The organism is Oleiphilus sp. HI0123, assembly GCF_001635315.1.
The window spans coordinates 1-12,783 of sequence record NZ_LWGE01000173.1; the positions used below are offsets into that span (position 1 = coordinate 1).

12 protein-coding genes are annotated in these 12,783 nt (G+C 44.3%); all 12 read right to left on the reverse strand.

Going from position 1 to position 12,783, the window contains the following annotated elements:
• A partial coding sequence (locus A3761_RS01555; protein ID WP_304439564.1) for a biotin/lipoyl-containing protein occupies positions 1 to 788 on the reverse strand: 788 nt, incomplete at its 3' end.
• Between the two features lie 2 nt (positions 789 to 790).
• Positions 791 to 1,852: an alpha-ketoacid dehydrogenase subunit beta gene (locus A3761_RS01560; protein ID WP_068553035.1), complete on the reverse strand. Its 1,062-nt coding sequence runs from the start codon at positions 1,850 to 1,852 to the stop codon at positions 791 to 793.
• A 1-nt stretch (position 1,853) separates the two neighbouring features.
• A complete protein-coding gene (pdhA, locus tag A3761_RS01565; protein WP_068510584.1) occupies positions 1,854 to 3,041 on the reverse strand; it encodes a pyruvate dehydrogenase (acetyl-transferring) E1 component subunit alpha in 1,188 nt (395 codons plus the stop codon).
• 10 nt (positions 3,042 to 3,051) lie between these two features.
• Positions 3,052 to 4,128, reverse strand: a complete 1,077-nt coding sequence (locus tag A3761_RS01570; RefSeq protein ID WP_068553033.1) for a Glu/Leu/Phe/Val dehydrogenase dimerization domain-containing protein — start codon at positions 4,126 to 4,128, stop codon at positions 3,052 to 3,054.
• A 278-nt stretch (positions 4,129 to 4,406) separates the two neighbouring features.
• Positions 4,407 to 4,658, reverse strand: coding sequence for a cysteine-rich CWC family protein (locus A3761_RS28880; RefSeq protein ID WP_068554609.1), 252 nt, complete (start codon positions 4,656 to 4,658; stop codon positions 4,407 to 4,409).
• Between the two features lie 39 nt (positions 4,659 to 4,697).
• Positions 4,698 to 6,140, reverse strand: coding sequence for a ribosome biogenesis GTPase Der (der, locus tag A3761_RS01580; protein ID WP_068510592.1), 1,443 nt, complete (start codon positions 6,138 to 6,140; stop codon positions 4,698 to 4,700).
• A 10-nt stretch (positions 6,141 to 6,150) separates the two neighbouring features.
• A complete protein-coding gene (gene bamB, locus A3761_RS01585) occupies positions 6,151 to 7,395 on the reverse strand; it encodes an outer membrane protein assembly factor BamB (RefSeq protein WP_068749684.1) in 1,245 nt (414 codons plus the stop codon).
• 160 nt (positions 7,396 to 7,555) lie between these two features.
• Complete coding sequence (locus A3761_RS01590; RefSeq protein WP_068554613.1) at positions 7,556 to 8,215, reverse strand: tetratricopeptide repeat protein; 660 nt, start codon at positions 8,213 to 8,215, stop codon at positions 7,556 to 7,558.
• Positions 8,216 to 8,383: 168 nt separating this feature from the next.
• On the reverse strand, positions 8,384 to 9,658 hold the full coding sequence (gene hisS / locus A3761_RS01595; protein WP_082865422.1) for a histidine--tRNA ligase: 1,275 nt from the start codon (positions 9,656 to 9,658) through the stop codon (positions 8,384 to 8,386).
• Between the two features lie 74 nt (positions 9,659 to 9,732).
• A complete protein-coding gene (gene ispG / locus A3761_RS01600; RefSeq protein WP_068554616.1) occupies positions 9,733 to 10,845 on the reverse strand; it encodes a flavodoxin-dependent (E)-4-hydroxy-3-methylbut-2-enyl-diphosphate synthase in 1,113 nt (370 codons plus the stop codon).
• A 49-nt stretch (positions 10,846 to 10,894) separates the two neighbouring features.
• Complete coding sequence (locus A3761_RS01605; protein ID WP_068554618.1) at positions 10,895 to 11,836, reverse strand: RodZ domain-containing protein; 942 nt, start codon at positions 11,834 to 11,836, stop codon at positions 10,895 to 10,897.
• Positions 11,833 to 12,660 carry a type IV pilus biogenesis/stability protein PilW gene (gene pilW, locus A3761_RS01610; RefSeq protein ID WP_068554620.1) on the reverse strand — a complete coding sequence of 276 codons (828 nt, stop codon included), beginning with the start codon at positions 12,658 to 12,660 and terminating at the stop codon, positions 11,833 to 11,835. Before pilW ends, A3761_RS01605 begins: the two co-directional genes overlap by 4 nt.
• Between the last annotated feature and the right edge of the window lie 123 nt (positions 12,661 to 12,783).

A 12,783-nucleotide genomic window follows, 5' to 3' on the forward strand; every position in this document is an offset into this window, starting at 1 on the left:
TCAAACCAGGCATTGAGTATTGGCTCCTTCATACACGCAAAGACAAGTGCTTTAATACATCGGAGCGTGATGTCCTCACTTTTCTTCCAAGTACAAATATTGGCATCATCGAACAGCGTTACGGCTGGAATTTGTTCATGAGATTTACTCATCGTTTGCGCCATGACTTTCCTGGCACCTGTTAATTTAGTGATTGAATCACTACATCTCCCAGGAGAACTTCCTTTCAGCTCATTCTTCTTGTAATGAGCTTCCAGAATTCCTTTCTCTGTAAGCATCCCATAAGACTTTTCACTGAGCTGTTCTGTCAGGCCTATTTTTTCTGCAAAGACCCTGACAGAAGGCGGAGCATTTAAAGTCTGTTTCTGCTTTAAAAGCGCACTGTCAGGCGGGCTGGCATGATCAACAATCATATCCTCATATTGATCGACATCCTTTTCACCTTCTGCAGTTTGCAAACTTCCAACGACCGATACGCTCTTTTGCACATTTTGAGAGACGCCTAGATACTCCGATATCGAAGTATCTTTACCTATCGGGGACTCAGCATTTTCCTTCTCAGTGTATTCTAATAACACTGAACCCACATCAACCATGTCGCCCGCTTTACAGTGAATTTTCCCGATTCTAGCTTCCACAGGAGATGGAATTTCCACAATTGCTTTTGCCGTTTCGACAACTAAAATCAACTGATCAACCAAGACCATATCGCCAGGCTTAATCTTCCACTCAATAATTTCTGCACCCTGGAGGCCTTCACCGAGATCAGGTAGATAAAATTTGCTCATAGCTAAGCCTCCTTGTTTCCGTCTGCGTCAACCGGTGTTACGGCCCTGCACATCACCGCTGCCAATTCAGTTATTTGCTCTACGCCAGGCAGGTAGCTTGATTCGTTACGAAAATATGGCATTACCGTGTCATAACCAGTGATCCTCGCCACGGGTTCCCTTAAGTAAGGGAAGGCTCTTTCAGAAACCGTTGCTGCAATCTCCGCACCCAGCCCACAGCTTCTTGGCGCCTCATGAATAACTATGCAGCGACCAGTTTTTTGAACCGACTGGATAATAGTGTCGTGGTCTATAGGAGAAATACTGGCAACGTCTATCACCTCACACTCAATCCCATCCCTAGCCAATAAACTTGCCGCTTGCATAGTTTCATTTATACTCGCACCCCATGAAACTAAAGTCATATCCCTTCCTTGACGCAATAGAAAGGACTTATCCAATGGCAAGCCTTCGCCATCATCCTTTACCTCACTATGAAATAAACGATAAATGCGCTTTGGCTCCAAAAATATAACAGGGTCATTGGAACGAATCGCTGACAAAAGCAGTCCATAAGCCCTTTTTGGAGAGCTAGGCTGTATAACCCGAATACCCGGAATATGCGCAAACATTGCCTCGGTACTTTCACTATGATGTTCGGGTGCATGAATTCCCCCGCCATAGGGGGCGCGAATAACCATGGGGCAAGAAAGGCGCCCACGTGTGCGATTACGCATACGTGAAGCATGGCTAACCAAGTGCTCCATTGAAGCATAAATGAAGCCCATAAACTGTATTTCTGCAACCGGACGCAGGCCTTGAGCTGCCATTCCTATAGTCATGCCTGCAATCATCGTTTCAGCTAGTGGTGTATCCATAACCCGACGCACACCATATGCTTCTCGCAAGCCCTCCGTTGCGCGAAAAACACCGCCATTAACAGCAACATCTTCGCCAAGCACAACCACTTCTTCACTTTCTGCCATTGCGCGATGCAATGCCATATTAACGGCCTCAATAATACAGACCTTCGATGCGCCAACACTTTCAGGAGCACAGTCATCTATTGCTTTAGTAAGATTCATATCATTCATGGCTATGCCCCTCCATATCAACTGGCTTCAACTTATCCTGAGCGTCGGTATTTTCAAACCTTGTCCCTTCACATTGCGGGCTTATTTTTTTAGTGTTTTTCATACCAAGCAATTTGACCTGCGCGTATTGGTCAAGCAGTGGCTCAGGTAGTGTTTCGAAGAGATAATCAAACATCGCCTCAGGTACGTCATCCTCCTCTATAAGATAGGCTTCAACAGCCTCACTAATTTTCTTCTTAATTCGTATGAGAAGTTCTTTCTCCTTGGATTCCGACCAGTATCCTTTAGACAGTAAAAAAGTTTTTAGTCTTGAAATAGGCTCCTTGTCCCAGGCTGACTTCAGCTCAGAATCACTGCGATAACGTGAAGCATCATCGGCGGTAGTATGATCCCCTAAGCGATAACTCACCGCTTCAATAAGCGTTGCACCTTTACCTGCGTAGGCTTTCTCCAGTGCTATATTGACTGCATGACGCACGGCAAAATAGTCGTTACCATCAACAACCAGTCCCTCAATCCCGGCGCCAATCGCTTTTTGGGCAATCGTTTGCGCGCCGCACTGAATATCGCGGGGGGTCGAAATAGCCCATTGATTGTTATTTACAACCATTACCAAGGGTAGTTGCCACGCCCCTGCCAGATTTAGTGTTTCGAGAAAGTCGCCTTTCGAGGTCGCGCCCTCACCACACGTAACAAGAGATGCTTGATGTATGCCTTTGGTTTTCAGAGCAACAGCTGCACCGGCAGCGTGGCCATATTGTGTCGCTATTGGCACACAAACAGGGAAATCATTTGGGCATGATTTATAATCACTACCACGTTCCAAGCCTCCCCAATACATCAACATCTCTTTTAAAGACACCCCTCGCAAATATTGGGTAGCGAAGTCGCGGTAATAAGGCGCAAAAATATCATCTGGGCTGAGCGCCATACCAATGGCCGTACCAATTGCTTCCTGGCCTAGAACTGAAGGGTAAGTTCCAAGCTTGCCAGTTCGTTGTAAAGCGATAGCCTTATGGTCAAAAGCTCTGATCAAAACCATCGTTTCATAAGCTTTTAGCATTTCTTCTTTGAGCAGTAGAGAATCCGGTAAAGACTGCTTAAGCTGCCCGTCATCGCCAAGAAATTTCGAAAAACTTACATCAAACCTAAGGTTTTCTTCAAAAGTATAAGATTTCATACCGCCTCCTCTATGCTGCAAAGTCTTGAAGACGAGTCAATTTTTCTTCGGCTAGCTGGTCGGCAACAACACTTGTTGCCCTGCCTTTTGAGCTTGAGCCTTGATAAACCTCTTCTAAGGTTCGACCTATCTGCAATATTTTTTCATGTATTCTGGCCTGTAAAACTTCATTTCTTGAAACCAGCTCAAAGTCCGAACGCAAAGACTCACTGTGGGTTAGCGAGGCATAAATCAAACCTCCAGAGTTAATCACGTAATCGGGAGCGTACAATATTCCCTTTTCATGCAGGCGCTGCCCAAGCTCAGGTTTCGCTAATTGAACGTTTGCTGACCCGGCAATTATTCGGCAGCTCAAACGTTCAAGGGAAGACTCATTGATGACATTACTTAAACCGCAGGGGGCAAAGACAACGCATGGCTCCTGAACAATCTGCTCAGGACTGACTGCGTGACTTGCAAACTCTCTTAAGGCGGACTCAACCCTTTCTCTATTAATATCAGCCACAACAATCTCTGCACCAGATTCTGCGAGCAGCAAACCAAGTTCGTAACCAACATTGCCAATTCCCTGAATAGCAATACGTAGACCTTTTAAGCTTTCTGTTCCTAACTTGAAATTGACGCTTGCCTTTATTCCTTCAAATACACCAGCAGCGGTATAACTTGACGGGTTACCAGCATCACTCGTACTGGTAACATGAGATGTCACAGTCTGAATAATATCCATTTCTCTCGCACTGGTGCCGGAGTCAATCGCAGTAATATACCGACCGTTTAAGGATTCAACAAAGCGCCCGAACTCACTAAATAATGACCTTCGATCAAAGTGACGATCAGGAACCATGATGACCGACTTGCCACCGCCTTGAGGAAGCTCTGCCAAGGCAGCTTTGTAGCTCATGCCTTTAGCTAAGTTCAGCGCATCTTGAAGGGCGTGTGATTCACTTGGGTATTTAATAAAACGGCAGCCACCTAGTGCTGGGCCAAGAACGGTATTGTGAATGGCAATAAATGCCTTGAGACCACTACTAACGTCATATCTGACGTGCAGCTCATTGACCTGGTGTTGATCCAGTAATTCAAACATGATGCTATCCTCTCAGAATAACTTACGATTGTTTGAATATATACTGGCTTATGACCACGACTACTCAAACAAGTCGTAAGAGGTGGTAACCTCGCGTCGATAGAGGGAACGCGCAAATATAAATTTTGGTGTGATGCAAAAACTGTTTATTTTTTGCACACTACGGTTCGAGTATAAAGCGACTTAAAAGGCTCTGTGAAGGGAAAGTAACAAATATTTACGAGATCACATACAGGGGGAAATAGGCTTTTTCTTTTTTTAAAGTGGTAATAGGGCAGCTATATCGCTTGAATTTCAGCAATGCAGCTTGCGCACAAACAACATAAACCATTACCAAATTTTGATGCTTCAGCCCGTTGATTAGAGTTCAATTTAACGGAGGCGCACCAACAAGGCTCTTCCTGAATACTAACAGTATTAGGTGGTATCATAGCCCCCGTTGAAAGGTCTTTTTTAATGACATTCAAGCATAGGTTTGCTTTGCCACATCTGGGGCAAATATCTTCTTTAGGGGGATGCAGTTCAGTCATAGAAAGCTAAACACCTAGGCAAGCCCTCGTTAAAATCAATTAACGAGAAGTACTGCCCTTTCCTTTACTCTTACGTGTTGAGTTTTTACCACGGCGGTTACCAAATTCTCTGGATTTGGTAATACGGGCTTTTTTAGCTCTCTGCTTCTCATTCATTTTGTTAGTCGGACTAGCGAAAGGGTTATCACTCGACTTAAATTCAAAACGAATGGGTGTACCTTTAATCTTAAGTACTTTCCTGAAGCTCTTCTCTAGATAACGTTTGTAGCTATCTGGCAGGTCATCAGTCTTAGATCCATGCACTACGATGATAGGCGGATTTGATCCCCCCTGGTGAGCATGACGAAGCTTGACCCGTCGGCCACGAACAATTGGTGGTTGGTGATCAGATACTAAATCTGAAAGCAACTCTGTCAAACGTTTGGTCGGCCACTTATCGAAAGCAGATTTATAACCCTGGTCGATAGACTTATATAAATCCCCCACGCCGGTTCCATGTTTGGCTGAGATGAAATGAATAGGTGCATAGTCAAGGAAAACTAAACGTCTATCCAACTCTCTCTTTACTGACTTTTTGTCATCTTGGGTCATTCCATCCCACTTATTGACCGCCAATACCAGCGCTCGCCCGGCATCCATAGCAAAGCCAATCAGGTGAAGATCCTGCTCAACGACACCTTCTCTGGCATCGATAACGACAACAACAACGTTGGCATCTTGTATCGCTTGCAAGGTCTTGATGATGGAGAATTTCTCTACCGCCTCTTTAACATTTTTCCTACGGCGCACACCTGCCGTATCGATCAAGGTATAGGGCTTTTCTCGGCGTTCGTAAGGAATATAGACGCTATCTCTCGTGGTACCAGGTTGATCATAAACAACAACACGGTCTTCACCAAGCAGTCGATTAACCAAGGTAGACTTACCAACATTTGGTCGTCCGATAATACCAATTTTACAACCATTTGCTTCATCATCTTCCTCGATTTGTTCCGGGAAGTCCTCCATTGCATCTTCGATCAGCGATTTAACACCGCGGTTATGAGAGGCTGCGGTTAAGCGCAGCTTCTCCATACCCAGCGAGTAGAAATCATTGGCAACAGTATCAGCATTAAGGCCATCAATTTTATTAACAACCAGGGTATAAGGCTTTCCCGTTTGTCGGATATGACGAGCTATCTCTTCATCAATAGGGGTCAATCCATCCCGGCCATCCACAACAAAGAAGATTAGATCAGCCTCTTCTATTGCCAACAAGGACTGCTCAGCCATGACAGCATCGATCCCGACTTCATCACCACTTATACCACCGGTATCGATAGTAATGAACTTCTTATCCAACGCCACTCCAGAGCCGTACTTACGATCCCGAGTTAAGCCTGCGTAGTCTGCGACAATTGCATCTTTTGTTTTGGTCAAACGATTGAATAAGGTAGATTTACCTACATTAGGACGACCTACTAGCGCTATTACAGGAACCATCTATCTACCTTTAATCTCTATATTCGTTAGACGACTCTTCGAAAAGTCTTCTATTTCTAAACCTCGAACCCAAGGGTCTAAGGTCCTTTACCTTCGGATTCAACTGATACGATACTATGTCACCAGAACGTGCATAAACATATAGCCGGTCGCCCTTTACAATCATCTCACCCATGACACCATCACTGTCAGGGTATTTCCGTGCAAGTACTTTTCCATCCAGCACTGATAGCACATGGATATAGCCCTCGAAATCAGCGGCCATCACAAACTGGTCAAAGACCACTGGTGAGCCTAAACGACGATATAAGAACTCTTCATTTCGCCACAACTCCTTTCCACTTTGCTTATCAAGCGCAATAATCTCACCTTTATCCGTGGTAACAAAGAGCTTGCCAAAGCCTAACGCGAGCTTGTTAAAAGATGAAATTTCTTTAGACCAAATTTCCTGCCCATCGAGCGCACTTAAAGCAAATATTTTACCTTGGTAAGCGGCTGCATAAAGGGTATCACCATCAAGCAAAGGCTGACCATCCGAGTCGACCAAACGCTCTAGCTCTGTGCGCCCTTTTGGTAGAGCAAGTGTTGCTTTCCAGAGAGGCAAACCAATGTCGTTCCTCAATGTGAGCAACTCACCATTGGCGAAGCTAGTCACCGTATACTTCCTCGATACTAAAGGTTTGGCAGTACCTCGTAAGGAAAGTATCGGCACAACACTATCATGACGCCAGCGTTGCTTGCCATCTTGTGCCCCGAAAGCAGCAACTTTGCCATCAATAGTTTGAACGATCACCAGTTCTCCGTTTACTGCTGGCGGAGCCGTTGCTTCACTGCTTAGCGGAGAGCGCCAATTCTCTTGGCCATTTTCAAGTTGTAGTGACACTAAATAACCAGAAAACGTCACAACATAGAGGCTATCTCGGTCAACTGCTAAGCCGCTGCTAATAGTCTCATCCAGCTCATGACTCCAGAGAGTCTTACCGGATAAACGATCTATAGCACTAAGTAAGCCTTCAGTATCGACTGAGTAAATCTTATCATCTCTAAGGATAGGTGAAAGCTGAAGCTTTAGTTCTTGATCACCTTCTCCTACCGACTTCTTCCATATACGTTTAAAGTTAATTTGGTCTTTGAAGTCGATATCAAGCTCTGCAGGCTGATTTACTGGCGAACTACTACAAGCAGCTAGCAAACAAGACAAAAGGCCAAGAAAGGCGACCTTTTTACACCACCGATGTATTTTCTCTAGCGCCATGCTATGAAATCCCTAATGCAACTTAGCGTTCTGTATGATTACTTCAAACACTATATAAAAACAAAAAAGGCAGAGCTTAGCTGCCTTTGAAAGATAAATTCTCGCCCCTTTGTAGTTTTCAGCCTAGGCAATGCTGGCTGACAAAAAGGGGCAAAATTGATTATAGGGTCTTAGGATCGATACCTAAGTCTGACAGCTTAACCGCCAACAAAGGTTGCGCCTGAGGCTCTTCTTTAATAAGTTCGAAAGCATTCTTGTATGCCTCGATAGCGCCAGGGATATCACCTTGTCGCTTTTTAATGTCACCCTCTATTTCAAGGTAGCTCGCTTTAAACGACTCTACACTTGGCTTAAGTAAGGCCAAAGCATCGCCATGCTTTTCTTGCGCGGATAAAATACGAGCTAAACGAGCGGTGACAATATGTTGAAGACGAACATCTTCTGTTTTTGATAAAACCCAATTTAGCTGCTCTGCTGCACCTTCGTAGTTTTTGTCTTCTACCAGGTCTTTTGCCATAAACATCGCAGCATACAAAGCGTATTCAGTGCCCTCAAACTCATCTTTCAGTTGCTCTGCCAAGTAGCTGACTGTTTCCGCTTCGTCTTCACTATCAAAATCGTTTTGCGTAGCGACTGTTACCAATTGTTGATACTGCAAAGACGCTGCTGTTTTTTCCTGAATCACATTGTTCTGGTAAGCCTTCCAGCCAAACACAATAACCAGCGCTGCACCAATACCCATCAATAGTGAATTACCGTTATCGCTCCACCACTTTTTCAATGCCGCCAGTTGTTCATCTTCTGTTGAAAGGTTGTCCACGTCTTGCTCCTGTCTACCTTGTTTTTGTCTTGGCACCCTTACTGGGCACCTTCGTTATCATTGTATTGCGCTGCATTATAACCGACTCGGTCGAGTTCGCAGCATTAAAAACAGCTAGTGTTGCTTACTTTTTGGCAATACAGCCAAATTCCCGGCAACTCCCAAGCTTTAACTAAATGCAGAATTCACTTCTGTTAAGAGCTCTGCAAAACTAACCAGCTTTTGCCCACCCTCACCTTTTAGTCGTTTGACTACCAACGTATCATTTTCCAGCTCCTGTTCGCCAATAATGATACCAAGAGGTGCGCCAGACTTATCAGCTTTTTTCATCTGACTCTTGAAACTACCACCGCCTGCATTCTGCAGTACTCTCAAGGAAGTTTCACTTCTAAGCAACTCAGCAACTTCAAAGGCTTTATGTAAAGTACCTTCTCCTGCCGCCACAATAAAAATATCGACATGCTCGCTTACCGACTCAGGGACAAGCTTCAGCTCTTCAAGCAGTAGCACTAAACGCTCTACCCCCATTGCAAAACCAACTCCCGGAGTTGGCCTTCCGCCAAGCTGAGCAACCAGACCATCGTAGCGCCCACCAGCACATACCGTGCCTTGAGCACCTAAGGCATCTGTCACCCACTCAAAGACCATTTTCGAATAATAATCCAAACCTCGTACTAAGCCATGATTAACACGATACTTGATATCTGCATGATCCAGCAGCGACAATAGCTCGTTAAAGTCATTCTTAGACTCGTCTCCATAGAAATCGAACAGACTTGGCGCATTCGCGAGAATCTCTTGGGTCTTAGTATTTTTGCTATCCAGGATTCTTAGAGGGTTTGTTTTCATCCTACGCAGACTATCTTCGTCAAGCTGATCAGCATAACCTTCAAGATAAGCAACTAATGCATCTTTAAAGGACTTGCGCTCTTCAGGCAAGCCTAAAGAGTTTATCTCTAACACCACATGTTCAGATAAACCAAGCTGCTTCCACAAGCGAGCAGTCATCATGATCAACTCAGCATCAATATCAGGCCCTTTAAAACCAAAACACTCAACACCGACCTGATGGAATTGGCGATATCTTCCTTTTTGTGGACGCTCATGTCTGAACATCGGCCCTGTATACCACAAGCGCTGAGTCTGGTTGAACAATAGACCATGCTGCTCGGCTGCTCGAACGCAGCATGCAGTTCCTTCAGGGCGCAGGGTTAAACTGTCACCGTTTCTATCTTCAAAGGTATACATTTCTTTTTCAACGATATCGGTAACTTCTCCGATAGAGCGTTTAAATAGTTCTGTCTGCTCGACAATAGGCATGCGAATTTCTTGATAGCCATAACTTTGGAGCACACCTTTTATATGCCCTTCCAAGTACTGCCAAACTGCAGATTGCCCGGGTAACAAATCATTCATTCCACGGATAGCTTGTATTTTTGCCAAGGTTTAATCCTTATTATCTAGAACTTCTCTCGAGCTCACTTAGCAAGCAAGAGGAAAAATTACAGTGTTAAATTCTATGCTTTTGCAATCACCTGAGACTCCTGGGCCTCTTTGGCTGCGACCTTGGACCTGATGTTTCGCTCTAAATCATCAACAAGTGTTGTGTTAGCTAATTTATGGTCCGGCTTTCCATCAAGGTAAAGTAAATTATTCGGCGATCCACCGGTCAGACCAACGTCTACTTCTTTAGCTTCACCCGGACCATTTACAACACAGCCAATTATCGCAACATCCAATGGCGTCGTGACGTCTTCTAAGCGCTCTTCCAATTCATTCATTGTCTGAACAACATCAAAGTTTTGTCGAGAGCAGCTTGGGCAGGCAATAAAATTAATACCCTTTGAGCGAATCTTTAAACTTTTAAGAATATCAAAACCAACTTTGATTTCTTCAATAGGGTCGGCAGCAAGCGACACTCGAATCGTATCGCCAATGCCATCCATTAATAACATCCCCAAACCCACGGCAGACTTAACCGCACCTGATCGAAAACCCCCGGCTTCGGTAATACCCAAATGCAAAGGCTGTTCAATTTGATCAGCAATCATTCGATACGCAGCAACTGTCATAAAAACATCTGAAGCTTTAAGGCTGACCTTAAAGTTATCGAAATCATGAGCCCGCAGGATATTAACATGACGCATTGCCGACTCCACCAAGGCTTCAGGGGTTGGCTCGCCATACTTCTTTTGCAAATCTTTTTCTAATGAGCCCGCATTAACTCCGATACGAATCGGGATATTTTTCTCTTTAGCACAGTCAATTACTGCTTTAATACGGTCCTCTTTACCTATATTACCAGGGTTAATACGCAGACAATCCACGCCGTATTCGGCTACTTTTAGGGCTATCTTGTAGTCAAAGTGAATGTCAGCAACAAGTGGAATAGAGGTCTTCTTCTTTATTTCTTTGAATGCTTCTGCCGCTTCCATACTAGGAACTGAAACACGCACGATATCAGCACCTGCGTCCTGCAATGCCTTTATTTGCGCTACCGTCGCTTCAACATCACAGGTTTCAGTATTGGTCATACTCTGCACAGCAACAGGTGCATCGCCACCGACAGCTACATCCCCAACCCATATCTTCTTGGATTTTCTGCGTTTTATAGGCGATTCAAACTTCATTCATTTAATCCTTTGACCGTTGAAGGCCACTCATAACAATTCATTAGCATTATGGACTTAAGGTCAATTGAACTCTGCCATTCTTGGCAGTGTGAGGTTTCAAATCAACCGTCTTCCCTTCAAACTCAACCTGAACCTGTTTGGCATCGCCCAGCACCATTGTAAAAGGAGCTGGCCCTGTATAATTAACTTTATTGCCAGCACGTTTTAAAGCAGCAAATACAGTTTTACCTTCTGCATTAGTAAATTTGAACCAGCAATCACCACTAAACTCCGCAGTAAAGTTTGCATTAAAAAACTGTTTTTCCTCAACAACTGGAGAATTACCGCCCTCAGGGCTCAGCTCCACTATGTTTGACGCGTCTTGGGGCAAAGCCGTGGAAGTGTTTATCTCAGTTTTTTCTGGCACAGCCTTTATCACTATCTTTTCGTTTGCCAGAGTCTGTGCAGCATTTTTAGCAGCTGGTAGCTCAGATTTTGGGTCATCCAGTATAATCTTTTGGCCTTCTGTTTCAGTACTCGGTGATAAGCTGCTTGGAGAGCTTGTCGTACTTTCAGGTAAGGGGCTTCCCTCTTGTAGAGGCTTATCTTCTACCAATAAATATCCTAAAACATAGACACTCAAACCAGCGACTAAGGCCAATGCAAACAGCACACTGACCAATTTCTTACGGAATTTCGCTTTCTCGGCTTTTTTAGCATTTAAGGCTACATTCTCGATTTCATTCTTGCGAGTACGTAACTGAACCTCAAGCAGCTCAACCATTCGCTCTTCATGCAAGTTAACCAAACGACAATAAGAGCGAAAATAACCTTTTAAGAAAACATCGCTACTGAAGTCGTCATAATCTTCATTCTCCATTGACTGCACAACACTTGCCCTTAGGTGAAGATCATGTGCAACATGGTCGATAGAAAATTTTAACTCTTCTCGTGCAGTCCGGAGAATTAAGCCTGGGCTTGACGAAATATCAGCTGTTTCCTTACTCATCGACTAGCACCATTTAGCGTTATTTTTTTTCCAAGTAAACTCTTGGCAAGCTGGTTTTCTTCAGTATCGGGATACATTTGCTCGAGTAAGCCTGCCAAAGTAATCACTTGCTGAGAACTATCATAATAATTGGCAATCCTGATTCCCAGCCATAAACTCTGAGCTGAGTGTTGCATACCGCGCTCACGAATCAACCGTACGAGGCGATTATAATAATGCTGAGCTCTTTCAAAATCGTTGGACTGGATCAGCAGCTCCGTTACACCAGATAGCGCACGACCATTACTACGATCCAAGCGCAAAGTACTGGTATAAGCTTCAATTGCTTCAGCACTATTACCTAGTTTAAGTTGGCATAAAGCGATATTAGAGAATATTTGTGAACGGCCTTCATAACGCGTATCTTCAGATGCTAGTTTAAACTGTTCAAGCGCCGCCTCAATTCTGTCAACTGAATACAAAAACGCGCCGTAATAACTTCTTCCACGCGTATAGCTTGGGTCGGTTTCCAAACTCTGTTTAAAGTAATTCTCAGCAGCAACTGTCTCCCCTTCCTGGTGGTAAACCAAGCCCATAGCTGCGTTAGCTGGGGCATCCAGTGGTGATATCTCCAACGCTCTGTTCAGGTGCTTTCGAGCTCGATGCAGGTCATCCCGCTTAATGTACTCAAGACCAAGCGTCACATAACGCCCTACTGCGACAACCGGATCGGCCTTATCAGTTAGCGAACTATTGGTCGTCGTCACACAAGCTTGCAAGAGAAGGCAGAAGACTATCAGCCAGCCCTTCAATAAGAATCTGTATTGTTTATTCAAAAACAGCATGCGAATTTAATCTGCCTTTTTCTATTTTTTATACGAGCCGCTTTCATTGCGGTCTCTTTTTCTATAAAAATTAACCAAACCAATATATTTTATAGCTGTTTTGCAGCAATTGTATTTGCTGCA

What these genes read in the sequence shown, in the direction of transcription:
- A3761_RS01560 (WP_068553035.1), bottom strand. Translation starts at nt 1,852, where the DNA reads ATGAATCTTACTAAAGCAATAGATGACTGTGCTCCTGAAAGTGTTGGC.
- A3761_RS01605 (WP_068554618.1), bottom strand. Translation starts at nt 11,836, where the DNA reads ATGAGTAAGGAAACAGCTGATATTTCGTCAAGCCCAGGCTTAATTCTC.
- bamB (WP_068749684.1), bottom strand. Translation starts at nt 7,395, where the DNA reads ATGGCGCTAGAGAAAATACATCGGTGGTGTAAAAAGGTCGCCTTTCTT.
- der (WP_068510592.1), bottom strand. Translation starts at nt 6,140, where the DNA reads ATGGTTCCTGTAATAGCGCTAGTAGGTCGTCCTAATGTAGGTAAATCT.
- pilW (WP_068554620.1), bottom strand. Translation starts at nt 12,660, where the DNA reads ATGCTGTTTTTGAATAAACAATACAGATTCTTATTGAAGGGCTGGCTG.
- A3761_RS28880 (WP_068554609.1), bottom strand. Translation starts at nt 4,658, where the DNA reads ATGACTGAACTGCATCCCCCTAAAGAAGATATTTGCCCCAGATGTGGC.
- A3761_RS01570 (WP_068553033.1), bottom strand. Translation starts at nt 4,128, where the DNA reads ATGTTTGAATTACTGGATCAACACCAGGTCAATGAGCTGCACGTCAGA.
- ispG (WP_068554616.1), bottom strand. Translation starts at nt 10,845, where the DNA reads ATGAAGTTTGAATCGCCTATAAAACGCAGAAAATCCAAGAAGATATGG.
- pdhA (WP_068510584.1), bottom strand. Translation starts at nt 3,041, where the DNA reads ATGAAATCTTATACTTTTGAAGAAAACCTTAGGTTTGATGTAAGTTTT.